The 24369-nt window shown below is 37.0% G+C and carries 23 protein-coding genes; 13 read left to right on the top strand and 10 right to left on the bottom strand.

Annotated elements, in window-relative coordinates; all coding sequences use genetic code 11:
• Positions 1 to 226 precede the first annotated feature (226 nt).
• Positions 227 to 619, top strand: a complete 393-nt coding sequence (locus MHB65_RS12245) for a hypothetical protein (RefSeq protein WP_342443677.1) — start codon at positions 227 to 229, stop codon at positions 617 to 619.
• Between the two features lie 370 nt (positions 620 to 989).
• Here MHB65_RS12245 and MHB65_RS12250 read toward each other — a convergent pair whose 3' ends face one another.
• On the bottom strand, positions 990 to 2192 hold the full coding sequence (locus tag MHB65_RS12250) for an MFS transporter (RefSeq protein ID WP_342443678.1): 1203 nt from the start codon (positions 2190 to 2192) through the stop codon (positions 990 to 992).
• A 143-nt stretch (positions 2193 to 2335) separates the two neighbouring features.
• Between MHB65_RS12250 and MHB65_RS12255 the strand changes: the two genes are divergently transcribed.
• Positions 2336 to 2890 carry an XRE family transcriptional regulator gene (locus MHB65_RS12255; protein WP_205443522.1) on the top strand — a complete coding sequence of 185 codons (555 nt, stop codon included), beginning with the start codon at positions 2336 to 2338 and terminating at the stop codon, positions 2888 to 2890.
• Between the two features lie 78 nt (positions 2891 to 2968).
• Here the strand turns inward: MHB65_RS12255 and MHB65_RS12260 are convergent, their stop codons facing one another.
• A complete protein-coding gene (locus MHB65_RS12260; RefSeq protein WP_342443679.1) occupies positions 2969 to 3586 on the bottom strand; it encodes a TetR/AcrR family transcriptional regulator in 618 nt (205 codons plus the stop codon).
• Positions 3587 to 3749: 163 nt separating this feature from the next.
• Between MHB65_RS12260 and MHB65_RS12265 the strand changes: the two genes are divergently transcribed.
• Positions 3750 to 4943 (top strand): ABC transporter permease, encoded by a 1194-nt coding sequence (locus MHB65_RS12265; RefSeq protein ID WP_342443680.1) that lies wholly within the window; start codon positions 3750 to 3752, stop codon positions 4941 to 4943.
• Between the two features lie 59 nt (positions 4944 to 5002).
• On the opposite strand, the gene qoxD is transcribed toward MHB65_RS12265, so the two are convergent.
• The 4 genes from qoxD to qoxA are packed head-to-tail and all read right to left on the bottom strand — an operon-like array spanning position 5003 to position 8742.
• A complete protein-coding gene (gene qoxD, locus MHB65_RS12270; protein ID WP_205443527.1) occupies positions 5003 to 5287 on the bottom strand; it encodes a cytochrome aa3 quinol oxidase subunit IV in 285 nt (94 codons plus the stop codon).
• Position 5288: 1 nt separating this feature from the next.
• On the bottom strand, positions 5289 to 5885 hold the full coding sequence (gene qoxC / locus MHB65_RS12275; RefSeq protein WP_342443681.1) for a cytochrome aa3 quinol oxidase subunit III: 597 nt from the start codon (positions 5883 to 5885) through the stop codon (positions 5289 to 5291).
• The gene (qoxB, locus tag MHB65_RS12280) at positions 5882 to 7831 is read right to left on the bottom strand and encodes a cytochrome aa3 quinol oxidase subunit I (protein WP_342443682.1); all 1950 of its coding nucleotides are present in this window, start codon (positions 7829 to 7831) and stop codon (positions 5882 to 5884) included. Before qoxB ends, qoxC begins: the two co-directional genes overlap by 4 nt.
• A gap of 20 nt (positions 7832 to 7851) precedes the next feature.
• Complete coding sequence (gene qoxA, locus MHB65_RS12285) at positions 7852 to 8742, bottom strand: cytochrome aa3 quinol oxidase subunit II (RefSeq protein WP_342443683.1); 891 nt, start codon at positions 8740 to 8742, stop codon at positions 7852 to 7854.
• Between the two features lie 352 nt (positions 8743 to 9094).
• On the opposite strand from qoxA, the gene MHB65_RS12290 reads away from it, so the two are divergent.
• The 7 genes from MHB65_RS12290 to MHB65_RS12320 all read left to right on the top strand — a co-directional run bounded on the left by MHB65_RS12290 (position 9095) and on the right by MHB65_RS12320 (position 17705).
• Positions 9095 to 10525 (top strand): PLP-dependent aminotransferase family protein, encoded by a 1431-nt coding sequence (locus MHB65_RS12290; RefSeq protein WP_342443684.1) that lies wholly within the window; start codon positions 9095 to 9097, stop codon positions 10523 to 10525.
• Between the two features lie 660 nt (positions 10526 to 11185).
• The gene (locus MHB65_RS12295; RefSeq protein ID WP_342443685.1) at positions 11186 to 11563 is read left to right on the top strand and encodes an enoyl-CoA hydratase; all 378 of its coding nucleotides are present in this window, start codon (positions 11186 to 11188) and stop codon (positions 11561 to 11563) included.
• 21 nt (positions 11564 to 11584) lie between these two features.
• Positions 11585 to 12553: an MBL fold metallo-hydrolase gene (locus tag MHB65_RS12300; protein WP_342443686.1), complete on the top strand. Its 969-nt coding sequence runs from the start codon at positions 11585 to 11587 to the stop codon at positions 12551 to 12553.
• Between the two features lie 79 nt (positions 12554 to 12632).
• Positions 12633 to 13208: a LysE family transporter gene (locus MHB65_RS12305; RefSeq protein ID WP_342440500.1), complete on the top strand. Its 576-nt coding sequence runs from the start codon at positions 12633 to 12635 to the stop codon at positions 13206 to 13208.
• A 14-nt stretch (positions 13209 to 13222) separates the two neighbouring features.
• Positions 13223 to 14005, top strand: coding sequence for an AraC family transcriptional regulator (locus tag MHB65_RS12310; protein WP_342440501.1), 783 nt, complete (start codon positions 13223 to 13225; stop codon positions 14003 to 14005).
• A gap of 323 nt (positions 14006 to 14328) precedes the next feature.
• Positions 14329 to 15825, top strand: coding sequence for an ATP-binding cassette domain-containing protein (locus MHB65_RS12315; RefSeq protein ID WP_342440502.1), 1497 nt, complete (start codon positions 14329 to 14331; stop codon positions 15823 to 15825).
• A 350-nt stretch (positions 15826 to 16175) separates the two neighbouring features.
• Positions 16176 to 17705, top strand: a complete 1530-nt coding sequence (locus MHB65_RS12320; protein ID WP_342440503.1) for a DHA2 family efflux MFS transporter permease subunit — start codon at positions 16176 to 16178, stop codon at positions 17703 to 17705.
• A gap of 128 nt (positions 17706 to 17833) precedes the next feature.
• Here MHB65_RS12320 and MHB65_RS12325 read toward each other — a convergent pair whose 3' ends face one another.
• Positions 17834 to 18742 carry a C40 family peptidase gene (locus tag MHB65_RS12325; RefSeq protein ID WP_342440504.1) on the bottom strand — a complete coding sequence of 303 codons (909 nt, stop codon included), beginning with the start codon at positions 18740 to 18742 and terminating at the stop codon, positions 17834 to 17836.
• Positions 18743 to 19305: 563 nt separating this feature from the next.
• Positions 19306 to 19908: a YitT family protein gene (locus tag MHB65_RS12330; protein WP_342440505.1), complete on the bottom strand. Its 603-nt coding sequence runs from the start codon at positions 19906 to 19908 to the stop codon at positions 19306 to 19308.
• A 127-nt stretch (positions 19909 to 20035) separates the two neighbouring features.
• Here MHB65_RS12330 and MHB65_RS12335 point away from each other — a divergent pair, with 127 nt between their 5' ends.
• On the top strand, positions 20036 to 20554 hold the full coding sequence (locus tag MHB65_RS12335; protein WP_342440506.1) for a GNAT family N-acetyltransferase: 519 nt from the start codon (positions 20036 to 20038) through the stop codon (positions 20552 to 20554).
• A gap of 47 nt (positions 20555 to 20601) precedes the next feature.
• On the opposite strand, the gene MHB65_RS12340 is transcribed toward MHB65_RS12335, so the two are convergent.
• Entirely contained in the window at positions 20602 to 21219 is a 618-nt protein-coding gene (locus tag MHB65_RS12340; RefSeq protein WP_342440507.1) for an FMN-binding negative transcriptional regulator, read from the bottom strand.
• A 167-nt stretch (positions 21220 to 21386) separates the two neighbouring features.
• Here MHB65_RS12340 and MHB65_RS12345 point away from each other — a divergent pair, with 167 nt between their 5' ends.
• Complete coding sequence (locus tag MHB65_RS12345) at positions 21387 to 22802, top strand: PLP-dependent aminotransferase family protein (RefSeq protein ID WP_342440508.1); 1416 nt, start codon at positions 21387 to 21389, stop codon at positions 22800 to 22802.
• Positions 22803 to 22870: 68 nt separating this feature from the next.
• On the top strand, positions 22871 to 23302 hold the full coding sequence (locus tag MHB65_RS12350; RefSeq protein WP_342440509.1) for a DUF2935 domain-containing protein: 432 nt from the start codon (positions 22871 to 22873) through the stop codon (positions 23300 to 23302).
• A gap of 80 nt (positions 23303 to 23382) precedes the next feature.
• Here MHB65_RS12350 and MHB65_RS12355 read toward each other — a convergent pair whose 3' ends face one another.
• Positions 23383 to 23748 carry a hypothetical protein gene (locus tag MHB65_RS12355; protein ID WP_342440510.1) on the bottom strand — a complete coding sequence of 122 codons (366 nt, stop codon included), beginning with the start codon at positions 23746 to 23748 and terminating at the stop codon, positions 23383 to 23385.
• Between the last annotated feature and the right edge of the window lie 621 nt (positions 23749 to 24369).

Raw genomic sequence — 24369 nt, forward strand, 5'->3', positions numbered from 1 at the left:
ACTTCTTACCATTCTAGAGGACATGCATTTAATAATGACAAAAGGCTTAGGAGGATTTCTTCCTAAGTCTTTTCATATTCTATTTTGCCATTGAAAGCACAGGCCCATTCGCACTTTTATTACCAAATAGTGCTACTAAAAATAAATCCTTTAGCACCATCTTCACAGTGATTGTCTAACTATAATAGATAATGTTTCAACAATCTTGAGGAGGAATTGACGATAATTGAAGGCTTCTAAACGATATAAACGATTTGTAAAAAGAGCGAATCTGTATGATATGATTTTTATGAAAAGGACAGCTATAAAAATCATGTCCGCTGCATTAAAGGAGCCATTAACAGATCATGAGAAATCAAGTGCAATGATTTATATGGGGCTTTTATACGGAGAGCTAAGAGAATATGAAAAGGCTTCCGATCATTTTCATAATAGGCTGAGTCTTGTAGAACATCAAGCATTTTATTACAGCCCTAATTTCAAGAAAATACTGAGTATCTTCTATAAGAACAATGATTTAGAAAGAGCAGCCTATTGGTTTGAGAACCTTAATAGAAGAAACGCCTACGATAAAAATTTTGAACAGCTCGAAATTTTTTCAAAAAGAAAATTAAAATGAAATACCTTTTGATAAGGTCTAATGAATGGAGTCCTGATGGAACAAAGAAAAAATAAAACACTCACGCATTTATTATTTAGCAGTTATACAATTGGCTTTGTATTAGGTGGCTTTACCTTTTTGATAACAGAAACGAGCATGACTATTTCAAAGGAAGGTTTTTTTAGTTTTATCCTATTGCTTCCTATTATTTACTGGACATACCGTTATTCAGGGATGGTATTTAATGAGCAAAGTATGAAAATAAAATTCCTTTACGCTGTACTATTTTTGATAGGTATATGTTTTGGTATTCTATTTTTTTGGTCCATGTGCTAATAGCTTTGGGACAAAAAGTGGGCGTCACACGGATGACGCCCACTTTTTTCTGTTAGGAAAGAATGCGAATAGTTGTTTCGTTTTTTGTTTTTACCTTTAATGTTAGGAGCATGAGGACGACTATAATAAATAATAGTGCAAAAAGGGCAACGTCAAATGTATTGGTTACATCTTTTATGACCCCAACAAGCATCGGAATAATGCCACTAATAATATAGCCACCAAATTGAATCATGGCTGTCCATTCACTTGCATCCTTTGGGGTAGTCGTTGCATCTAAAGGTAGGATCATCGCTAATGGGAATAATCCACCTGCACCAATCCCCATTAATGTGGCACAGAAAATAGGAGAAACTCCACCCGTTATTAATAACAGAATGCCGATAAAGGAGCTTAACGCACATAGTAGCAGCCAAGGCTTTCTCTTCACACTATTATTAATGATAACCGGAATTATAAAGCTACAAATCATTTGCATAACTGAAAAAATGGTAGCTGTCGTTGCGGCATAGCCATCACTATAACCGATGTCCTGAACTTTTGGCGCAAGCCATGTCGCTAGCGAATAGTAGACACCCGATTGCAAACCAAACATCACCATCAGTAGCCAAACATATTTATTTCCCCAAGGTAAACGGCTTTTTTGACTGATAGTTTTTTCCTTTGCAGCTTGCGATTGATTTGATTTTTTGATAATAGGAATCCATACAATGATCCCCACTAGTGCAAACACAGACCATATCGCTAAAGCTGCGTTCCAAGATTGATGAAAAGCATGCATAACGGGCACAACTAAACCAGCACTTAGAGACGCACCAATCCCCATCCCTGCTGAATAAACACCAATCATTGAGGAAGAAGATTTAGGAAAATGCTTTTTAATATAACCAGAAATGAGTGGTCCTGTAATGGCAATGCCTATCCCACTAAGAATAGCTGTTAATAATAACAGCAAGGGAGTTGTTGCCACTAGACGCAATGCTGTGGAGACGCCAATTAATAAAACCGACAATGCAATCGTTAACTCTAGGCCCCAACGTTCGCTTAGCTTACCAGCCAAAGGTGCAAAGAGCCCCATACAGAACACAGGGAGGGCCGTCAGTAGGCTGACCACTACACTCGACATTTGTAAATCAGTCTGTATATTTTTCAGCACTGGTGAAATGGACGTGATAGAAGCTCGTAGATTCATAGAGAGTATGAATAAAGAAAAAACGCTCCAAATAATAGATAGATTTTTTGATTTTGCCATCATAGAAAGCACACCTCTTTGTATAAATATGAATGATTATTTGATATACTATAGTTAACTTTTTATACAAAAAAATAAACTATAATTAATCGACTTGTATACTATAATATACTTATTGTGTGAAGTCAATGGAAGGGGTGCGCAAAATGCTTGAAGAAAATATTGACTTATCTGGTCAAGTTGGCGTTAATCTAAGAGAAATTCGAAAAAGCAAAAGAATGAGTTTAGAGGACCTGGCGACTATCAGTAATGTCAGTAAATTAACGTTAGGGAAAATTGAACGAGGGGAAACGAATCCAACCGTTAATATTCTTTGGAAAATATGTAGAGGACTTAATATTCCACTCGTTTCATTATTAACATTCGAGGAACATACAGAAGTCCATCGTTTTGGCTCTGACTATCAATTTGCAGGGCATAATAACGACTGGTTTGTTGAACCATTATTTAAAACACATGGAACAGAGTGGTATAGAGGCTGTATCGAGCCACATAGTGAATATAGTGAGTGTCACCTAGCAGGATCCGAAGAAATTGTGCTTGTGTTAAATGGACAATTGGACATGAAAGTAGGGGAGAAAAGTCATCAGTTGAACCAATGGGATGTCATTAAATTTAAAGGCGAAGAACTGCACACGTACATCAATCGCTCCAATGAAAAAGTACATTTGATGTTGTCTTTAACGTATACAACGCCATAAATGAGTACTTCTCACAAAATACAAGGCAGAAACATGACACTCGTTTCTGCCTTGCTCATGCGACAAACGCACACTTATTCAGTTATTTTTTAAGCCCGCAGCAAAAAATGGGCCATTTAATGTGATGGTTGATAGTATACGAGCCATTTCTTCGGGAGATTCTTTGCCTTCGCCAAGTAGCCATTGCTGTACAACGCCGATATGTGCTGAAGCAATATAAGAGACAAGATATTCTCCTGGTACAAGTAAATTTTCCAATTTTAGTGGGGTATCAGTACTTTCAAATAATGTTTTATAGATAAATTCCTTCAATTTCGTCTGAAAAGATAATTCTCCGTTTGGACCTAATACCGCTTTCATAAACCCCCGATTTTGATCTAAAAATTTAAAAATTAAAACAGCTATTTCAATGGTTTGAACCTTTTTATCATTCGTATGAAGATCAGCTATTAAATTTGGTAGGTTTTCTTTCGTAATGGTTGACATTTCACGCATTATTTCTTCTTGATAGCTATTCATTAAATTAAATTTATCCTGATAATGTGCATAAAAAGTCCCTCTATTGATTCTTGCTTTTGTTGTAATATCCTTAACCGTAATGGATTCAAAGCCTTTTTCCTCAATCAAATCAACTAATGCGCCTTTAATACTCTCTACAGTTCGAATGACTCGGAGATCTGTAAAAGACTCTTTCATTTAACCCCTCCTAATTTTAAGCAACAGAAGTAATGGATGTGTTCGATAACCAACACTAACTACAGTTTTGATTATTGAACAGTGATTTCTTGACAACTATAATTTGAATTGTAATAAACAACAGGTTGTTCGTTATTATAACTTAAAAGGAGAGGTAGATGAAATGGTCAAACATAAATTTGCATGGTCTGCACCCATTCTAGCGTTCGTTGTTATTTTCATTTTTTCACTTACATTATTCCCTTCAGTGCAGCCAAAACCAAAAAATTTGCCGATAGCCCTTGTGAATGAGGATCAAGGAGTAGAATTGCCGAATCAACCAAGTATTAATTTAGGCAAAAATATGGTAGAAATGATCCAAACTACAGCTAAATCAGCAAAAGAAGAAGAGCCTGCTGTGAAATGGGTAGTAGTAAAGAATACCGAAGAAATGCAAAAGGGGCTTAATAACCAAGAATACTATGCTGCATTCGTTATACCTAAGGATTTCAGTGTCAAACAAGCTTCTTTACGGACGCCCAACCCCACTGCTCCAGAGGTTCAGCTATTCATTAACCAAGGAATGAATATGGCAGCTTCCACGATCGCAGGCCAAATTCTAAATGGTGTAGTGGATACTCTGAACCAGAATGTACGCACACAGCTACTGGCAGAGCTAGATGCACAAAACGCAACATTAACAGTTGAACAGGTAGCTCTTTTGGTAACGCCCATTTCAAAAACGGTCACAAATGTTCATGCGGTAGGCGAAAACAGTGCTAATGGGAATGCGCCTGTATCGCTCTTCCAGCCATTATGGATGGCGACTATGGCAGGTGCAGCCATTGTTTTTATATCAATCAACAAATTAGCAAGCCATTCTCGTAAAGGCAATTTTATGGCAAAGCTCAGTCAGATTATGATTGGGGGTATTGTTGCTCTTGTGGTGGGATTTGGTCTTACTTGGATTGTCGATGGAATGGTAGGAATTCATATTCCAGACTTTTTGGATACAGCCTTATTTTTATCCATTACGACTTTTAGTTTCTTTTTATTAATATCAGCCGTTCTTTCTTGGATCGGGATCAAAGGCATAGCTATTTTTGCTTTAATGCTGTTCTTTGGGGGTCCACTGCTTGCATTAGCTCCTGAAATGATGTCAGCCTTTTATCGAGAGTGGATTTATTCTTGGCTACCAATGCGTTTTATGGTTGAAGGTTTACGAGAACTGTTTTTCTTTGGAAAAGAACTATCTTGGAATTCCTCTGTAGCTGTTCTTGTCTGGATTGGCGTCGCTAGTATCCTCTTGATTCTTCTATCAGCTTTAAAATTAAAAACTACAAGTCATGACGATGAAAGCCACATCATTCAGCAGTGATTTCACACAAAAATCGTCCTTACTTTGAACAGTAAAGGACGATTTTTTATTATTTATTTTTAGATATAACCCCAAATCATGCATAATAATGTTCCGAAAATCGTCACGAGAGCGATGATTAATGCATAATAGATGTTGGTATAAATCGCAGGCTTATCCTTTGTTTCACTAGCATGCATAAAGACGACTAATTGGAGACCAGCCTGAATAAATGCTGTGACTAATAAAATGGTCATGGTAATAGCAAAAGGTAGATCGAAAAAATATACACATGCTGCGATTATCGTAAGGATAATCGACATGCCAAACCCCATGACCTGTTTCAGTGGGAATAAATCACTCATGTTACACCATTCCTTTCAAGTAAATGAAGCTGAAAATAAAAATCCAGACCACATCTAAAAAGTGCCAGTATAAGGAGAAGATGAACGATTTATTGGCAGTTTCTGGTGTCAGGCCACGTTGGATAAGTTGATAGACAATAAACATTCCCCAGAATACCCCAAAGGTAACGTGTGCACCATGTGTTCCTAATGTTGTTAAAAGGGCAGCAGTAAAGGCACTCGTCTGTAAGCCCGCACCAACATGAATATAGTGCATAAACTCGTAAACTTCAAAACCAATAAATACGACACCGAGTACTAGTGTCAAAATATAGAACCCTATCATCGCTTTTGTATAGCCCTTACGCATAGCATGTATACCTAAGCCAATGGTAAAGCTACTTGTTAAAAGAATAAACGTTTCAAATAAAACAGGTGTAATTTCAAAAATATCCGCTCCTGTCGGTCCATTTCCAGTACGGTCCACTAAGACAAAATAACCTGCGAATAATGTGCCAAAGAGCATAATTTCAGCACCGATAAACACCCAGAAGCCTAATATATTCAATTGATTTTGCTGAGTACTATATTCTAAAGGAAGTGATTGATCGATTTTCATAATTGACTACCTCGCAATTTCGATTCCGTTGCTTTCACTTTTTCGACAGGTACATAGTGTCCTGGATCTTTTTCCAATGAACGGTGAGCCATGCATATAAAAATACCAATGGTTGTGAGAATCGTCGGTATCCACATACCAAAAACAAAGGAGAAGCCCCATGAGAAGAAAATACAGCCTAATATGAAAGGCACACCACTATTATTCGGCATATGAATCTTTTCATATGGCTCTGGGAACAAATCATGCTGACGATATTTTGCATCCCATAACGCTTCTGTCGAAATCACGTGTGGTACCTTGGCAAAATTATAGTACGGCACTGGGCTTGGTGTAGCCCATTCTAATGTACGAGCATCCCATGGATCTGAACCAACATTTCTTGGTGAATAGCGAATACTGTAGATAACATTGTAAACAATTAAGATAAAGCCAATTGTCAGGCCCATTGCGCCGATAAACGAAAGCATATTCCACAACCCAAAACCTGTAGAGGCAGAATAAGTATACATACGACGTGCTTGTCCATCTAAGCCAGAGAAGAACATGGGCATAAAGGCTAGCAGGGTGCTCATCGCAATTATCCAAGCCGTCCATTTGCCGATTTTTTCATTCAGCATAAAGCCAAACATTTTTGGCCAATAGTAATGTAATCCAGCTAACATAGCAAAGACAACACCAGGAATAATGACCATATGGAAGTGGGCAACCAAGAACATTGTGTTATGGTATTGATAGTCAGCTGCTGACATGCCGAGCATTACACCCGTTACACCACCTATTGTAAAGGTAGGAATAAATAACATGGAGTAAAGCATTGGTGTTGTAAAAACAATTTTTCCTTTCCAAAGGGTGAATAACCAGTTAAAAATTTTCACGCCAGTTGGTACCGCAATGGCCATCGTTGTAATTGAGAAAATGCTGTTTGTTAAAGCACCTTGTCCCATCGTAAAGAAATGATGTGTCCACACTAAAAACGATAGGAAGGAAATAATCACCATGGAGCCAACCATTGACTTATAGCCATAGAGATTTCGTCCAGAAAAAGTAGAGATAATCTCACTGTAGATCCCAAAGGCCGGTAAAATCAGGATATAAACCTCAGGATGCCCCCAGACCCAGAAGAAGTTTGCCCACAGCATATCCATACCGCCATCGGACGTTGTGAAAAAATTAGTAGCAAATAGTCGGTCAAAGGTTCCCATCGTTAGGGCTACCGTTAAAACGGGAAAGGCGAAAACGATAATCACGTTTGCCACTAACGAAGACCATGTAAACATGGGCATTTTCATGAGTGTCATGCCTGGTGCTCTCATTTTGAGGATCGTCACAATCATATTAATACCAGTAATTAATGTGCCAAGACCTGAAATCTGTAAAGCAAATAAATAATAATTTGTACCTACAGATTGACTAAATTCATTATTTGCAAGAGGGAAATAATTCGTCCAGCCAGCATCAGGAGAGCCACCTATAACAAAGGAAATATTTAATAGCATAGCCCCCATGAAAAATAGCCAAAAGCTTAAAGCATTCAACCGTGGGAAAGCAACGTCTCTTGCACCGATTTGTAAGGGCACAATATAATTCATAAAGGCCATAATAAAAGGCATGGCCATAAAAATAATCATCACTGTTCCATGTGTTGTGAAGATTTCATTATAATGCTGCGCATCAAGTAATGTATTGTCAGGTACAGCCATTTGAGCACGCATCATAATCGCATCTGCTCCACCACGGAAAAGCATCAGAAGGGCTGAAATTAAATACATAATACCAATGCGCTTATGATCAACGGTTGTTAACCATTCATGCCAAAGGTAGCCCCATTTTTTAAAGTAGGTTAATCCAACTATTATCGCTATCACCGTCAGACCAATCGCAACCATCGATGCATAGATAGCTGGGCTTGGATGGGGTATAGCAAATCGTTCGAAGTACTCCATATGACTATGTCTCCTTTTAATTAATGATCATTTTGTTGAGAAGCATGATCTTTTGTGTGTGATGTGCCATGTTGATGTCCACCATTTTCACCCTCAGGTGCTGGCAAAAACGTTAAATGTGTGCCAGTATAGGTTGATTGGCCAACGTGTCCTGGTTCTAGCAACGTATTAAATTTTTCTTCCGTTAATGGTTCTGCAGTTGCTTTTACTTCCTTCACCCAATCAACAAACTCATCCTGAGTCACCGCTGTTACGTTAAACGTATTTTCAGCGAACCCTTTACCATTAAAGTTTGCATTTCTTCCCATATACTCTCCAGGTAGATCCGCAGCCAGATGCAATGTATTCACCATATCGGCCATTGCATATTTTTGACCACCTAGTTGAGGAATCCAGAAACTTGTAATCGGTCCGTAAGAATAAAGTTTAAATTCAATGGGACGCTCTGCAGGAATATACAAATAATTCACGGTTTCAATATCTTCCTCTGGATAACTAAAATGCCATTTCCAGTTCGATGTTGAAGCATAAATGATTAACGGCTCTTCCTGTTTGTATTTCTCTGGTGTGGATTCCACCTTATAGTTACTTTCAACAGAAATAAAGGATAGGTACGCTACAATTAAAACGGGGATACCTACACAAATAATTTCCACCTTTGTACTCCCTTTAATGTGGGGAGGCTTATAGTCAGGGCTTTGCTTAGATGCACGAAACTTCACTAACATATAAGCTAACAACACATAAACAATGAGTACGATAAAGGACATAATCCCTATCGATAGCATAATATCTTTGGCTTGCACTTGAGCTTGAGGTCCTTTTGGATCTAATACTAACAATGGGTCACAACCAGTTAGCATAGTGACAATAGTGGAAAGACCAATTAATCTGAGCCAACTTTTTTTCATAAACAAACCCCTTTAACTGATTCATTGAAGTGCTATAGGCTACTATGGGTTTGTATGGAATTCGATTCACAATTGATTTTTATAATAGGGGCACTTCATTTGAAAGACAAGGCGTTTTGCCAGATTACACAGAATGTTCTCAAACGAGAAAAATAATTTCAGTATAATTTTGTAGAGGGAAATACGCATCAAGTAAGGGATTTTATCAACTGTAATGGATTGAAATCGAAAGTGGATGGTGAAAGTAATAAGGAAATGGATGGTTAGTTTCAAATATTGTTATAGTATGATTGCCTTTTTAGCTTATTTACGAGAGCTAAGAAAGGATACGGCATAACTGAGGTGAGTAAATATGGATTGGAAACCTGATCGAACAGCAAAAAAGGCGATCTATAAACAGCTCGCAGAATATATTGAAAAGGGGATTGCAGACGGAACATTTCCGCCCGATAAACCTTTACCATCTGAGCGTTATTTAGCAAACGCTTTGAATGTAAACAGAAGTACGGTAGTTAGTGCATACGACGAATTGGAAGCAATGGGGCTGATTGAACGGAATCGTGGGAGTGGCACAACCATTAGCAAGGACATTTGGGGTATCACAAGGAAACGAATTCCTAGCTGGAATCGCTATATTGAGGCTGGGTCCTTTTTACCGAACCTTCCTGTTACGCAAAAAATTAGAAAAGAGGCTATTGAACATAAATTAATTAATCTCGCTACGGGGGAATTGTCAGAGGATCTTTTTCCAAAAAGCGCCTTGAGAGAAATCACGGCAACTCGTTCATTTATCGGTAGCCTTGGGTATGATCATCCTTTAGGGAGTGAAATATTACGGACAACCCTTACACGGCATATCAAAAACAGTAGAGGGATTGAGACAAAACCTTCTTCCATACTGATTACATCAGGAGCCCAGCAAGCCTTACATTTGATTGTCCAATGCCTGTTAAAGCCTGGAGATGCAGTCGCGATAGAAGACCCCTCCTACAATTTTAATCTACCTATATTTAAAACAGCAGGCTTACAAATCCATTATCTTCCTGTCAGTAAGGATGGCATTAACCCAGATGATTTGCAAGTATTATATAAAAAACATCGAATTAAAATGATTTTTCTCAATCCAGATTTTCATAATCCAACGGGGTCTTCCTTAGATTTGAAGAAAAGAGAAGCTGTTTTAGATATATCCTCTAAGCTAGGCATTCCCGTAGTAGAGGATGATCCCTATAGCCTAACAGCCTTTTCAGGGGATAAAATGCCTACGCTTAAATCCCTCGATAAGAATGGGAACGTATTATATATTAGCTCTTTGTCCAAAATTGTAGCCTCAGGCCTACGAATCGGGTGGATTGTTGGTCCTACATCTGTTATTGAACGACTATCTGATGCCAAGCAACAAATTGACTTTGGTCATTCTAGTTTCACGCAATGGATCGCCAATGATTTTTTAGAGTCACCTAATTTCAATTTGCATATGAAGCATTTAGTGAAGGAATTAGAAACACGACGAGATACCATTGTACAAAGCCTCGATATGTATTTAAAAGACCAAGTAGTTTATTCCATTCCTCAAGGTGGGATTCATTTATGGTGTCACGTTTTGAAGGAATATAACGAAACGCAATTACTTGAGGAATCCATAAAACGAGGCGTTATTTATGTTCCTGGATCTACGATGGGCTCCAAAAAGGGGTTTGTCCGCTTTACTTACGCAAGGGAAGATGTCCATTCAATCAATGAAGGGATTAAAAGGTTTGCTCAAGCTCTTAATAGCTTCTAGAAATTTTGTAAATTATAGACAAGTGGATGACTGAAAAAGCGCTCAAGTGGATGGTTTAAAATCGAGGGAAAGAATTTAAGATAGAGTCATGGATAACAACTATCCATCAAGGCTAACTACTATCATGGAAGTGTGGATGGATTCACAATTATTCACACAAGTAATGAAATCTATTAATGATCTAGAAGGTGATAGGACAAACCTGTTGGTAGCAAGAGAAAGGCACAGGTGAAGAGGTAGTTCACTCGATTTGCTATGAAAAGGTTGATTAAAATAAGAACTAACTTCTAATAAAGAGGTTATAAAAATTCACAACAAGTATCGTTGATTTTCTCAGTTTTACCTGTCCAAACAGTCTCAATCGTTAGCTTTTGGCTGCTGATGAGAAAACATCAAGGCAGTCACACCTTATTATATTTTAATTCCCACAAAGGTATAGGAGGGAAATAGGCACCTCTTCTATACGGACACTTAAATCTTAGTTAAAAACACCATCCAGCCACTTAGTCTCGATATTCAATCGTTGCTAGGTGGCTGGATTTGTATACATAAATATTCATCTCAATAAGATAATACAGTTTAAGAGTTGAGAAATGTGCTAATAAGTTTTAATATTCAGATTATAATAGTTTATTTTTTGGCTCTGTAGGAGGGTTAAGGATGGTATTACAGGTAGGCGAAAAAATTACGTTTGAACGCACGTTTACAAGGGAAGATGTTGAATTATTTACGAAGGTATCTAAGGATGAAGGGGTTCATCATATTACACCAGATGAACAAGGTCGTTTTGTTGTGCAGGGTCTTTTAACAGCCACACTCCCGACGAAAGTTGGTGGTGACTATAACGTATTAGCTCGCACCATGAATTTCGAATTTTTACGGCCGGTTTATAGTGACGACACCATTCGTTGTGATGTCATCATCGAACAATTTGAACCAGATGAAAAAAATCGAACAGCTATCAGCACCACCTTTACCTGCATCAATCAACTCGGCAAAGAGGTGTTAAAAGGGAACTTCTCAGGGATTATTTTATAAACTTTTAGTGGGGGTTAGCGTATGAAAACTGCAGAAATTCTGTTTTTCGAACGACCATTTCCAAGTGCCAATAGCATCGTGATTCAAGACCAACAAACCTTTTTAATTGATACAGGCTTTGGTAGTGATGTGATACGAACGGAGAAACTGTTATCTGATGCTGGTATTTTACCAAAGCAGTTAAATGGCATCATTAATACACATTATCATAGCGACCATGTTGGGGGAAATCATTATTTTCAACAGCACTATGACCTACCGATTGCTGCCCATCTTTGGGAAGGGGAAATGGTGAATCGCTGTGATTTAGAGTCTTGTGGTGCTCAATATTTAGATCAGCCTGTCGAACAATATGTCGTTCAACAGCTCCTTGTAGATGAACAAGAAATGACAACGGGGAATAGTGCTCTTCAGGTTTTACATACACCTGGGCATACATTAGGACATATTGCTTTATACGAACCAAAACAGCAGATTTTAATTTGTGGTGATTTATTTCAATACAATGATGTAGGATGGTTAAATAGTTTCCGCGAAGGTACAAATAGCGTAAGGCGTTCTTATGAAAGTTTAGAACGGCTCGCACAACTATCCATAAAAATTGCCTATCCTGGTCATGGACGAGCTATCGAAGACCCATTAAAAATGATGGACAAAGCGAGAGAACGACTTGAAAAGTGGATGGAGGCTCCTGAAAAAATGGCCTGGCATGCATGTAAGCGCATCTTTTCTTTTACACTGATGTTGAAAAATGGGTTAACAAGCAAGGAGATCACGCCTTATCTACTAAGCTGTGGCTGGTTTCACGATTTTGCTGTTCATTCCTTCCGCTTAAATCCTATAGAATTTGTCCAGCCTTTATTGGATGAAATGATCCGCTCTAAAGCAGCCATCTGGCATCACGATAAATTAATGGCGACCGCACCATATGAAGCACCAGATCCAAAATGGATAGATGAGGATTGGAAACCAAGTATTTGGACAAAATAACTGTGCAATTTTGTACTATAATGTTTTAAATAATAGATGTAATAATTCAAAGAGATAAACTTGAAAGGGAGTTTGCTTCTTGAATATTACATCTTTTTTAATGTACTGTTTTATTATTACGGTTACACCAGGACCAACTAATATTGTCATTCTAGCAACAACACAGAATTATGGTATGAAAAAAGGTTTACATTTTTCCTATGGTTCTACGATTGCATTTTTCATGCTACTCGTATTATCAGCTTTTCTCAATACATTGTTTTCAACATGGATTCCAAATGTTTTGTTCATCATGCAAGTTGTTGGTACAGCCTATATGCTCTATCTTGCTTACCAAATATATACTATGGATACGACTGATGCGAGTGAAAATAAAGCAGGCAATTTCTCCACAGGGTTTTTGATGCAGTTTTTAAACCCGAAAGTCGTATTATTTACAATGACAGTTATCCCAAGCTTCGTTTTACCTTATTATGATTCGACTGTCGCGTTATCCTTAAGTGTACTAGGGATTACCTTTATTGGTTTCATTGCTTTCTTATTATGGGTATTATTTGGCGCAATCTTTAAACAATTTTTACAAAACCATAAAAAAGTAGTCAATGCTTTTATGGCCATCTGCTTGGTTTATGCAGCCATCATGATTTGGATTTAAAAGAGGTGAAAACAATGCAAAGTTTTACATATAAAAAAATGGAGGGCATTACCGCATTAAAGGCTAGTTTTACGGATTTTAAATACAAAAAGCATGCCCATCAAGAATATGCATTTGGTGTCACGCTAAAAGGTATTCAGCACTATTATCTAGATGGAAATCTACAGCTCTCACATCAAAACGGTGTGATGTTTTTTAATCCAGAACAATTTCATGATGGGATGGCCTATAATCATGAGGGACTGGAATATGTCATGCTTTATATTGATCCAAATTTCTTTTTAGAAGCAATTCAAAAGAAAGATTTTATCCGTTTTGAGAAGCCCATTATCTATAATCATCATCTCAAGCAACATCTACTAAATCTGTCGGACGCCATTTTAACAGAAAAAAATTCCCTATTATGCAACGAATTATTTTTACAGTTATCTGACAGCTTAGTAGAACAAGATTTTAGTGCTTCATTAAAAAAGGATAGTTTTGTAATGAACAAAGCTAAAGAAATTATCCATTCCTATGCTGATAACATATTGAAGCTTGAAGATATATGCGAGGAGCTACAATTGACGACATTCCAATTCATTCGCTTTTTTAAAAAGCACACAGGGATCACACCTTACCAATACTTTTTAAATTGCAAAGTAGAACGTGCAAAATCGATTATCGAGCATACAGCCGATATTTATGCGGCAGTCGCACAATGTGGCTATGTGGATCTCACTCATCTCAATAAGCAATTTAAGCGAACTTTTGGCATCACAGCTTTTGAGTACCAATCCTTTGTTCATAATAAATAGGCTACAATGAAATTGACAAAAGATAGAATTATATGGTAAATTCAAGCTACTTATTAGGAACGGAGGGTGAAGAATTTGAGCCATTGTTTATTTATTAGAAAAGCAAACCTCATAATAAATAAACAAGAAGCTAATTTTCACCTATTATATAGTAAATCCACCACTCTATGATGTTCTATAACTAGAGTGTATAGTTTTATTGCGCAAAGATGCTTCTGTTTATAAACAGAGGCATCTTTTTTGTTTTGATCAAATTAAAGGGTGATGCATATGAACAACTAACAATGAAAGAGTAATCAAGAACAACGAAAGGGGCATCTATCATGATAGAAATTCAAAACCTCACCATCAAGACAATGAAAGAAAGTCGGACGTTAATCGATCATCTGCAGCTTAGTATTCAAAAAGAAGACAAGATGGTCATCATAGGGGAAGAGGGGAACGGCAAAAGCACCTTACTAAAGTGTATTTACAATGAACAATTAATTGCTGATTATTGTACTTATGAAGGGAAAATAATTAAAAATGATTGTTCACTGGGCTATCTTTCACAGGAGCTATCGGAACATGAAAAAAAGTTGACCATTACTGAATTATTTTCAGAAAACAATTGGCCTAAAGAAATGTTGAAGGCAATGGATGAATTTCGGATTGAATCCTTTGTTTCAGACAAAAAGATAGCTGATTTTTCAGGAGGGGAACGATTTAAATATCGCTTTTTAAAATTACTCGCCATGAATCCAGATGTTCTTTTATTAGACGAACCAACAAATGATTTGGATATTGGGACAATCGAATGGCTGGAAAAATTTATTCAAAAAACGACGAGACCTGTCATTTTTGTATCCCATGATGAAACCTTTATCAAGCATACAGCTAACGCGATCCTTCATATTGAACTAACCCATCGCAAGCAGCTACCTAAATATACGTTGACGAGAGAGCCATATGAAACCTATCTTTCCCATCGAGAAAACAATTTGCATAAGCAGGAGCAAATAGCGAGAAAGCAAGCAGCAGATTATAAAAAGCAAATGAAGAAATGGCATGATGTTTGGCACAAGGCAGAGCATCAGCATCGAAATGTCGCACGGTCAGACCCTAGACTACAAAAGAAAGTCAAGTCATTAAAAAATCAAAAGAAACGACTAGATAAAGAAACAGAAAATTTCCTAGAGATACCCAATGTAGAAGAGGCAAGCGAATTTCATTTTGACCCCTCGATCCATGTGCATCGCCATAAAAAAATTCTAGAGCTGACATTAGATAAACTGCAAATTGCCAATAAACAATTGGCCCAAAATATAAAGTTATCCATCAATGGCGCTGAAAAAGTGGCGATTATTGGGGAAAATGGGGTAGGAAAATCAACTTTATTAAAACGTATAGTGGCTTCATTAAAGGAGCAATCCTCGTTAAAAATTGGATATATGCCACAAAATTATGAGGAAGTATTGGACGCAAATCAATCACCGATTCAATTTCTAGTGACGAATGGTGATAAAGAGGCCATGACAAAGGCTTTTACCCTTTTAGGTAGCATGAAATTTACACCTGATGAAATGCAGCAAACGATTGGGCAATTGAGTGGGGGACAAAAAGCAAAGCTACTTATAGTCAAAATGATGTTAGAGCGTTGCGAGATTTTAATTTTGGATGAACCAACCAGAAATTTTAGTCCTTTGACGACGCCTGTCCTTTGCCATGCTTTAGCACAATTTGGTGGGGCCATCATTAGTATTTCGCATGATCGCCGCTACTTACAAGAAGTCGCCACGACCATTTACGAATTAACAGGGGAAGGATTAATTAAAAAATAATGACAACAAAAAAGTCGCATTCCTGTAGTTCAGGAATCGACTTTTTGTGAAAAGAATTTATGTAAAACGCATTGAAATATGAGTAATCTTATGATAAATTTATATAGATAGACATTGTATAATTAATATATCGCGCATTATCCCTATCTTAATTATACAATACAATCTATTCTTTCGTCAACACTTTTAATTTTAGTTTTTTTGAGGGGTGGTTGCGATGAAATCAGCAGGGGCAAAACAGCAGATTGGGGGAAAAATAAACGAAGCAGCTCAATTCTTTGAGACAATCAAAGGCTTCCTAAACATGTGAATGAAATTGAAAAAGATAAAGAAAGTAGGACGGATACTATATGTCAGAGAAAACCATTTCAGTTGAGACAAAAGCGCCATACGGCATGATTGCCATATTATTTATCGGGGCCTTTGTTGCTATTTTAAATGAGACTTTACTCAACATTGCGCTACCAGCCATTATGGACGAATTCAATGTGAATGCTACTGCGGTACAATGGCTTTCAACAGGCTATATGTTGATTAACGGTATTTTAATTCCCGCCAGCGCGTTCTTCATTCAACGTTTTACGGATAAAAAGTTATTTATTACAGCGATGGCTCTGTTTACTTTAGGTACATTTCTAGCTAGTATTGCGCCTACATTTGGTGTGTTATTAGCAGCACGTATGATTCAAGCTGCAGGCTCAGCGATCATGATGCCTTTATTAATGAATGTTATGCTGACTGCATTTCCAGTTGAAAAACGAGGAGCCGCAATGGGGATGTTTGGTCTTGTCATGATTACGGCTCCAGCAATCGGCCCGACGCTTTCTGGTTGGTTAATCGAGCATTACAGCTGGAGAATGCTATTTGATCTTGTGCTACCAATTGCTATTTTAACTTTAATTTTTGCGGCCTTTAAATTAAAGGATGTGACACCACAACGTGCCATTAAGCTCGATGTGATTTCTCTTATTCTTTCAAGCATTGGATTTGGCGGCTTGCTTTATGGCTTTAGTTCCGCTGGTGAAAAAGGATGGGATCATATCCTTGTATATGGAACAATTATTATTGGAACACTTGCTTTAATTACCTTTACCCTTCGTCAGCTACGAATGGATGAGCCAATGCTTGAGTTTCGTATTTTCAAATATCCAATGTTTGCTTTATCCTCAGCCATCTCCATCGTCATTTCGGTGGCGATGTTCTCGGCTATGATTTTAATGCCTATTTACGTACAAACCATTCGTGGTATTTCACCAATGGATTCAGGTCTACTCATGCTACCTGGTGCCATTGTGATGGGTATTATGTCGCCGATTACAGGGAAGCTCTTTGATAAATACGGGGCGAGAAGCTTGGCTGTATTTGGCTTAATCATCACCATTGTAACGTCGTATTACTTCAGCAAAATTAGTATGGATACAGCTTATTCTACATTAGTGCTTCTGTATACATTACGTATGTTTGGGATGTCGATGGTAATGATGCCCGTGATGACAAATGGTTTGAATCAGCTACCAGCGCACAATAACCCACACGGCACAGCCATGAACAACACATTACAGCAGGTTTCAGGTGCGATTGGTTCAGCAGTATTGATCACGATCATGAACAATAAAACAACGGCCAAGGCAGAGGAATTGGCTGCAAGTGCAATGAACAATATGAGTGCCAATGCAGCACAGGCAACGACACAGTCTGCCAGCGAATTAAAACAGCAAATCTTAAACGAAGCCATGCTACATGGTATTAATTATACGTTCTTCCTATCTACATTGATTGCGGCGATCGCACTCATACTAGCTTTCTTTATTAAGCGAGTTAAACCTAATTATGAAAATCATACAGGCGGGGAAGTTGCTGGAAAACAGGTAGAGGAATAAATGCAAAACGGGTGTTGCTCAACTGAAGCAACGCCCGTTTTTTATTAAGGGATGTTATATAGAGGTGGGGGAGTCTAGAAAGTATAAAAAAGGCATTTCATCCAAAGATGAAACACCTTTTCTAGTAGTTATTGAGCTAATCGTTGGATAAAAGCATCTAATTGGGCCAATGTGACATTGTCGTTCACACCGAATGTGCCGTCACCTTTACCTACCGTTACTTTATTCGAAGCGAGGATCGCTACATAATTATTTGCCCAATGTGAGCCTGGAACATCCATGAATTGTTCAGTTGTTCCTTGCTGTGTTAAATGAAATGCTTCCACTAAAACTTTAGATAGTTGCCCACGTGTCATCGGAGAACCAGGATTGAATTTCCCATTATCATCACCCGTAAAAACACCCATTTTTTTAAGTGCCTCTGCAGCACCTGCATATTTAGATGATGGCTTAATATCTGGGAAACTCGAATTTGTATTACTCGTATCTAAATGTAATTTATTGGCTAATCGAAGAGCTACCTCTCCACGCGATGCATAAATACTAAAGTCAATTTCCGCATCTTTTACTTCTCCATAATCAGAGAAGTTCGTAATACGTTTTGCCCCTACATAACGTGAACCCCAATAATATGGGTCATTCACTGTATCTACCTTAACCCCAGAACTTGTAGTAGCTGAGATAAAATTATTGTCACCTATGTATATGCCAACGTGTGAAACACCACTTCCAGAAGTATTAAAAAATACGAGATCACCCGTTTTTAAATTGTCTTTTGAGATTGACGTACCTTGCTGGTATTGAGCTTTAGATGTGCGCTCTAATGACATGCCTAGCTTAGAAAAGACTAATTGTGTATAGGCTGAGCAATCCACACCTGTCTTAATATCTGTTCCTCCATATTTATAAGGAGCACCAATATATGCTTTTGCTGTAGTAGTTATATCTGCTATTGTTGCCGCTTTCGCATCATGAATACCCATACCTGTAAAGAACATAAACGATGCGAAAATGGGTAGTAACCATTTTTTCTTCAATTCTATCTTACTCCTTTCAAAAAGCTATCGCCTTTGAACTAAAGTAAGAATAGCATGAAATAGGGTAGAGTTATTTTTCAATAATATTACCGATTACCCCTAAACACCAAATTTGAAACCTTAATTTTAATTGTGTAAAACTTTTGCAATAATAATGGGCAATTTTACTAAAAATATATGAAATTAATGGATTTATAGGGACATAAGTGCTTTTTTTATATTTTATCCAATTCTGTGAACCGTAAAATTTGTGGAATGATATTTACTAATAGTTATAATGTGAAAGCATCTACCTTAATAGAAACCTTTTTTCAAAATGGGAAAATAAAGTTGGCAAGATGTTAGTTAAAATTGTATCACAGAGGTGTATTATGCAATTATTTGGATTGTTTTATGACACGATTAATTCCTGTAATCGTCGACCGCTTTGTATTTTTAGAGATTAGTTATGCCAAAGCTTTTGAAGCGATGGTCCATTTTCAATCAATACGGAGTAGAACTTGAGGAAGATTAGGCATCACAAAACCAGAACTCATTCTTGAGCGAGTATCTGGTTTTCTATTTTAGGACTTATTCAATATATTATCTAGTATTCTTCCAGTAATGGGCATAAAGAAATGCAGGATAAAGCCACCTAAACAAACCGTTAATAATGTACCGATACCGATGGACCCTTTAAAAATGATTGCCATGATTAAAAACAGGACATAAATAATGGTTCTAGAGAAGAAAATCGTTTTTCTAGTTAATTCTTTGATAATCAAGGTTAGTCGATCTACAGGAATTGGCGCAAAATTTGTATGTAAATAGGTTGCCGTTCCTAAACCAACTACAACCAATCCTATGACAAAACAAACGGCTTGGCTATACCAAATATCAGGGGTTACAACATCGTGGAATAAAAATAACCACATATCGATCCCTATACCCGTGATAAATGCGGTGATCAATCCTAAAATTTCTGGCCTTTGTCTAGCTAACAGGGAATTACTACATATTAATAGGAGCGCTAAAATGATTTCCCAACTTCCTACAGTTAGCCCCACATTTTTAGATAATCCTACGAGAAGTGCATCAAAAGGTGATGTGCCGAGGTTAGATTGAATCGTGAGCGAAATGCCTAGCGTTAAAATTAAAATGCCCACTACATAAAAGACATATTTCAAATAAAAGACCTCCTCCTATTAATTTTATTGCAAATACAATAAAATTACGTTAAATTGACTATATACTCTTTTTATTGCATTTACAATATAAAATTTATAAAGAGTTTACGACAAAGGAGTGAAATCAATGACTATTAAATTAGAGAAATGTGAACAAGCAGATTTAAAAAAGCTACAAGCAATAAGTATTGAAACATTCCATGATACATTTAAAGATCAGAACTCTCCTGAAAATATGAAGGCTTATTTAGAGCGTGCCTTTCATGATCGGCAGCTAGAGAAGGAATTGGCCAATATGGATTCAGCGTTTTATTTTATCTATTATGAGGAAGAAATAGCTGGCTATTTAAAAGTAAATGTTCATGAGGCGCAATCCGAACTAATGGGGGATGAGTCACTTGAGGTGGAGAGAATTTATGTTCGACATCAATATCAAGGAAAAGGGCTAGGCAAATACCTTATGAATAAAGCAATAGAGGAGGCTGTGGCTCAAAACAAAAAAAGCATTTGGCTGGGGGTTTGGGAGAAAAATGACAGTGCCATCGGTTTTTATCAGAAAATAGGCTTTGTCCAAACAGGAGCCCACTCATTTTATATGGGTGACGAGGAACAAATCGATCTTATTATGACCAAAACACTTGCCTAAAATTTTTATGGCAGAAACGTTGATTCACAACATTTCTGCCTTCTCTTTTAATTGCTTCTATTTTTCTTCATGGCCGCAGCCACCGCATCAGCATGTGGATCTTCCTCTTTATAGAGCTCATTTATAATATTGGCGTAATCACTCGCATTACGATTTTGACTTAATTTATAGGCAGCTTGCACTTCTTCTACCTTTATTTTAAACCCTTTTATTCCTTTCATTTCTTGCTGCAGAAGCTCAGGAGTTAGTTTATCCCACAAGACAGGATTTTCACGGAATGACTCATATTTTTCAAGTAAGCTAGACAAATCTTGTTCTAAGTCTTTTCCTTCCATGATACTTGCTTTTCCATAAACATGGACAGCTTGATAATTCCAGGTTGGCACATTTTCATGCTCATACCAAGAGGAAGAGATATAGGCATGTGGACCATTAAATATCACCAGAATGTCATGCACCTCCTCAAAGGTCTTCCATAATGGGTTGCCATAGGCTAAGTGACCTGTCAGATAATAGTCATCCTCGATTTTTTTCAGGAGTACGGGAATATGAGCTGCTATTGGCTTACCTTTTCTAATTGAAACAATTGTTGCAAAGGCATTATGCTGAATAAATTCTTTGATTTCTTCTAAATCCGTTACTTTGTAATACTTAGGAACATACATGGAAATCTCTCCTTATACATAAAATCATCGCGAGTTTTTCGAATAAACAAATAATTGCATATGGACGTCTTTACATTTTCTACTCAACAATGTAGATTTTATTATAATCAATTACTGGCACCTCTTAAAAGTGCCAAGAACGCTATTTCTAAAGGAGCCAAGAAACCATGCTCGAAATGACACCAAACCTGAATAGTGAAGAACCGCTTTATCTTCAATTATATAACTATATAAAAGCTGAAATCCAAAATGGCAATATCTCCGCTCAAAGCAAATTGCCGTCTCAGCGTAATCTAGCTCAACATTTACAGATTAGTCGCAACACGGTAGATGCAGCTTACCAACAGCTCCTTGCAGAGGGCTATGTGGTTAGTAAAGAACGAGAAGGACTATTTGTGGTCGATCTTGAAAAAGGTTATTTCCAAGCAACCCCCCATCATTTTGAACCTCAATTAACAACTCAGCACAAACAAGAACGACTAGCTATTAAGTACGATTTTAATTATGGGGATATTAATTTAAAAGATTTTCCCTTTAAAATATGGCGTAAATTAACGATGCAAAGCCTTGATGAAGAACAGGCTCAACTGCTTTTATACGGAGATCCACAGGGCGAGCTTGAATTAAGGAATTATATGGCAAGCTATCTTTATGAAGCTAGAGGGGTGCAATGCAGTGCAGACCAAATTGTTATTGGTGCAGGCCTGCAGTTTCTTATGGGCATCGTATGTAACTTAATTGGGCGAAATGAGCTTTTTGCTATGGAAGATCCAGGTTATTATCGCGTTCGCCATCTGTTTAAAGATAATGCTATAAAGGTGAAACCAATCTCTCTTGACAATCACGGGATCCATATCGACCAATTAAGGAAAAACAAAATAAAGGCTGTTTATGTTACGCCCTCCCATCAATTTCCCCTTGGAACGGTTATGCCTATCTCAAGAAGATTAGCATTACTAGAGTGGGCAAAGGAAGAAAATGCTTATATCATCGAGGATGATTATGATGGGGAATTTCGATATGCTGGAAAACCGATACCTGCTCTACAAGGATTAGATTCAAATGATCGGGTCATCTATATGGGCACCTTTTCAAAATCTTTGATTCCCTCTATCAAACTAAGCTACATGATATTACCAAGAAAATTAATCAATATATTTCATCGCAACAATTACTATGTTCAAACTGTATCGAGACTCCATCAGCATACGTTACAACTATTTATGGAGAGTGGGCATTGGGAGAGACACTTAAATAAAACACGCAATAGCTATAAGCGAAGATATGAGGCTTTACTTAAGGCCATTCATCAAACTTTTGGGGAAAATGTGAAAATATATGGGGCTAGCAGTGGCTTACATATTTTACTTGAACCAAATAATAAGATGTCTGAAGAGGAATTGATTGATACAGCAAAAATGGCTGGCGTTCGGGTCTACCCAACATCCATTTTTTATGCAAACTCCTCGATCTTACAGCCCGCAAAGGTATTACTTGGATTTGCTAACCTAGCGGAAGATGAGATTGACACGGGCATTAAGCTATTAAACAATGCTTGGTTTGATAGTTGTCATATGTTGTGAATCTTTCAAAGTTCTATTTCCACATTTCTTGTATATACATAGTAGAGATAGGTGGGAGGGGGATTTTCATGCAATTTTATTATGGCAATCAAATGCCGTTACGTGTATTAGATGAAGCTGAATTTTGGAAGCATCAAGAAGAGGAGCATACAGTAGTAATAAGAGAGCTTGTAAAAGATTTGGAGCAGCCATATGTGGATGCGTTAAAGGAATGGGAAAAAGCTTTCGCTCAAACACATCAGCAAGTTGTAAGATATATAGAAACAGTCAATCGTTCACAGGGACAAGTTTCCCCAGCCTTGTTTCAGGATATTTTACAGCTAACTACCTTCTGTCTACAACAGAGTGATCAATTTATCCAGTTTTGTCGAACTCTAATGGAAGAAAGTCAACCGATAAGCGCCAATCCGACAGCTAAAGTTGTATTAAATCATATCATTGTTGAATCCGAATATTTTATCGGAATTGCTCAAACCGTTTTATACCAACAGAAATACTAGGTCTTAGCGTAGGAAAAATGGAGTTTGGAGAAAGGACACTTGCCACACTCCATTTTTAGTTCGCTAGTTCCATCATAATATTAACTATTGGGAATTTTCTCTTTATACTTAAAGGAAAGGAGACTTAAAGAATAATTCTTCAGTGTATCTGTGTTAACAAAGTCATTTAGAATACTTTCAATTGAACTACAATGTTGATTGATTAAATTAATTTCTTCTATATAAATTGAATCAATCAAAACTTCTCTTAATGTTTTAAATACTACTTTTTGCTCATTAAATAAATAAACCAATTCAAATCTAGCGTTCACTATTAAGGTGGTAATCTCAGGGAAAACAATTCGATCCTTTAATACTTCAAGAATGGAATCCACGGATTTTACTCCTTCAATAGCCTGTATAGATGAAAAAACACCATTTAATAGCTCTTCAAAATCAACCTTCATTCATTTAAATCCTCCATCAATCTTAAATCCTTTCTGATAATAACATTTTTTTAGAAAAATTTTAATGATTAATATTTTCCTTCAATAATGTGGAAGGACTGTTTAGTACTAATAAAAATTTCTAGATACCTCTTGAAATTAATTTTTCAAAATAATAACAAACTAAAACTCCTATAAGGCGTTATGATTCTTTGTTCAGATTTTGTTCAAACTTAATATGCTACTATCTCAAAGGGTGAACAATATGATGTAAAGATTCATCTGAATGGGAGCTTGGTAAGGAAAAAAATATGATTATTGTAATTATAGCCATGCTATTAGTGATAGTTTTTTCATTCAATAACCAACCACAAATCATACATAAAAGAGGTTTTAAAAGTTACCGGAAAATTCGTGCTATGCTCCCCATTAGGTAGACAGATTAAGAAATAAAATCTGTTTATCTAATGGGCGTTTTTATGTGGCAAAGCAAGTATCCAATCGAACTAAAACTACAAATCCTTCAATTGTTTGAAGAAGGTCACTATTCTATCCTCGAATTGTGTGAACGGTTTTCATTCAATCTTCAAACTTTTTATAGCTGAAATATGAGGCTGGTGGATGTGGAGGATAAAAGAAGCT

The sequence above is a fragment of the Lysinibacillus sp. FSL K6-0075 genome, from assembly GCF_038592945.1.
In the GTDB taxonomy this organism is placed as follows: domain Bacteria; phylum Bacillota; class Bacilli; order Bacillales_A; family Planococcaceae; genus Lysinibacillus; species Lysinibacillus fusiformis_F.

Coding starts and splice junctions, on each gene's coding strand:
- MHB65_RS12350 (WP_342440509.1), top strand. CDS start 22,871: ATGCAATTTTATTATGGCAATCAAATGCCGTTACGTGTATTAGATGAA.
- qoxD (WP_205443527.1), bottom strand. CDS start 5,287: ATGAGTGATTTATTCCCACTGAAACAGGTCATGGGGTTTGGCATGTCG.
- MHB65_RS12310 (WP_342440501.1), top strand. CDS start 13,223: ATGCAAAGTTTTACATATAAAAAAATGGAGGGCATTACCGCATTAAAG.
- MHB65_RS12355 (WP_342440510.1), bottom strand. CDS start 23,748: ATGAAGGTTGATTTTGAAGAGCTATTAAATGGTGTTTTTTCATCTATA.
- MHB65_RS12295 (WP_342443685.1), top strand. CDS start 11,186: ATGGTATTACAGGTAGGCGAAAAAATTACGTTTGAACGCACGTTTACA.
- MHB65_RS12335 (WP_342440506.1), top strand. CDS start 20,036: ATGACTATTAAATTAGAGAAATGTGAACAAGCAGATTTAAAAAAGCTA.
- MHB65_RS12340 (WP_342440507.1), bottom strand. CDS start 21,219: ATGTATGTTCCTAAGTATTACAAAGTAACGGATTTAGAAGAAATCAAA.
- qoxB (WP_342443682.1), bottom strand. CDS start 7,831: ATGGAGTACTTCGAACGATTTGCTATACCCCATCCAAGCCCAGCTATC.
- qoxC (WP_342443681.1), bottom strand. CDS start 5,885: ATGAAAATCGATCAATCACTTCCTTTAGAATATAGTACTCAGCAAAAT.
- MHB65_RS12260 (WP_342443679.1), bottom strand. CDS start 3,586: ATGAAAGAGTCTTTTACAGATCTCCGAGTCATTCGAACTGTAGAGAGT.
- qoxA (WP_342443683.1), bottom strand. CDS start 8,742: ATGAAAAAAAGTTGGCTCAGATTAATTGGTCTTTCCACTATTGTCACT.
- MHB65_RS12250 (WP_342443678.1), bottom strand. CDS start 2,192: ATGATGGCAAAATCAAAAAATCTATCTATTATTTGGAGCGTTTTTTCT.
- MHB65_RS12320 (WP_342440503.1), top strand. CDS start 16,176: ATGTCAGAGAAAACCATTTCAGTTGAGACAAAAGCGCCATACGGCATG.
- MHB65_RS12255 (WP_205443522.1), top strand. CDS start 2,336: ATGCTTGAAGAAAATATTGACTTATCTGGTCAAGTTGGCGTTAATCTA.
- MHB65_RS12300 (WP_342443686.1), top strand. CDS start 11,585: ATGAAAACTGCAGAAATTCTGTTTTTCGAACGACCATTTCCAAGTGCC.
- MHB65_RS12315 (WP_342440502.1), top strand. CDS start 14,329: ATGATAGAAATTCAAAACCTCACCATCAAGACAATGAAAGAAAGTCGG.
- MHB65_RS12290 (WP_342443684.1), top strand. CDS start 9,095: ATGGATTGGAAACCTGATCGAACAGCAAAAAAGGCGATCTATAAACAG.
- MHB65_RS12265 (WP_342443680.1), top strand. CDS start 3,750: ATGGTCAAACATAAATTTGCATGGTCTGCACCCATTCTAGCGTTCGTT.
- MHB65_RS12345 (WP_342440508.1), top strand. CDS start 21,387: ATGCTCGAAATGACACCAAACCTGAATAGTGAAGAACCGCTTTATCTT.